The sequence below is a fragment of the Vibrio sp. 10N.222.49.A3 genome (genome assembly GCF_041475145.1).
Classification (GTDB): Bacteria; Pseudomonadota; Gammaproteobacteria; order Enterobacterales; family Vibrionaceae; genus Vibrio; species Vibrio tasmaniensis_A.
In genome coordinates this window covers 1-1,357 of the sequence record NZ_JBFRVM010000348.1, presented here as the reverse complement: position 1 = coordinate 1,357, position 1,357 = coordinate 1, and the positions used below count along the sequence as shown (strand labels likewise).

The following is a 1,357-nucleotide window of genomic DNA, read 5'->3' as shown; positions in this document are numbered from 1 at the left end:
CTGCTGGTGCGGATCACTTTATAAATAATCCAGAGGAAGAGTTTGCTGGTGCTGCTAGCTTGTCGGAAAAGATTGAGATGGCTAGAGTTGTGATAAATCAGGTAGGGGATAAAGTTCTACAAAAAGAGTTGAAGCGTAAAATTACTAAACTGGAATTGTCTTTATCTCCCATAAGTAAAGAGCTTGCAGAGCTGCTGGCTTTTAGTGAATCAAACCCTAGTTTAAAGCATGAGATAAGGGAGTTAACACAGAAATATACAGTCACTGGAGCCACTGATGTTTAATCTTGATTTTAAGGATTACGATTTCCTTGAGGAAAAACACAAAGAATGGTGTGTTTCTCACTCTGCGCTTCCCATACCAAATCCACATCCAAGGAATGAGTTTATTGATTGGTTGTATAGCATTCAAGATGATATTTATACTCTCAAACCTAGGGATATGCTTGAAGAGTTATCGAATCTGATTCGCACTATTCAGGAGGGGAGTATACTTAATCCTATCTTGTTTAATACTTTGTTTGAAAACAACTTTTTATTTTGGGAACTACAGAAAAAGCAGAATATTTTTTGCTTTGTTTTTAGTTGGCCCCAAGGCCCTGGGTTTCAGAGAATAAAGAGTTTACTCGTAAAACAGTCTTCAAGAAGGGCTAATTCTGAGCTAGAAAGTGCTCTGCGGGCTGAAGGGTTATTAGATGAATTAACTAATGTTCTATCTGGCACTGAAGGTAATAGCTTGTTTCAAAAGGCGAAGAAGTACTTACAGCATGATGGCAATATTAAAATACCTGTAGAAAGGTTTTTAGGAAACAACAACTTTTATGATTTTGTGCAGTTTTGTTCTAATCATTTCAATTATAAAAAGTTTTCCAGTCAAAGAGAAGGTTGGGGGCCATATCCTTTAATTGATGAGCTGAGAAATACGGTGTGCCCATACTGTAATCGCAGCTATACGCATTCAGTTTTTGAAGATGATATCTTTGGTGGTCGCCCAGAACTAGATCACTTTCTGTCTAAATCTTTTTTTCCGTTTTTTGCTCTATCCGTATACAACTTGATTCCCGTTTGTCATTCTTGTAACCATGCTAAGCTAGATAAACACGTTGTTAAAATAGCTGATGGCCAAGCTGAGTATACTCACCTTCACCCTAATGTAGCCGAAGATAATGTGCTGAATACTCGAATGTTTGAGACTGAACAAGAAGGGGATTTACTTACGTTTCTCATGCAAAACGATTTTTCGTTAAGAGGAAAGTTACGAATTACTAGCAATTGCAAAGCAAGAACTAAGGTCAAAAATTCATTGGAACTTTATAAGCTTGCATTTAATGGGGTAGATGATTGATCTGCTCCAGTCA

The 1,357-nt window shown here is 37.2% G+C and carries 2 protein-coding genes; both read left to right on the top strand.

Going from position 1 to position 1,357, the window contains the following annotated elements:
* Positions 1-284: hypothetical protein (locus AB4589_RS25550; RefSeq protein WP_372101973.1), on the top strand; the 284-nt coding region annotated here is incomplete at its 5' end.
* Complete coding sequence (locus AB4589_RS25545) at positions 277-1,344, top strand: HNH endonuclease (protein WP_372101972.1); 1,068 nt, start codon at positions 277-279, stop codon at positions 1,342-1,344. The genes AB4589_RS25550 and AB4589_RS25545, both read left to right, overlap by 8 nt.
* The last annotated feature ends 13 nt before the right edge of the window (positions 1,345-1,357 follow it).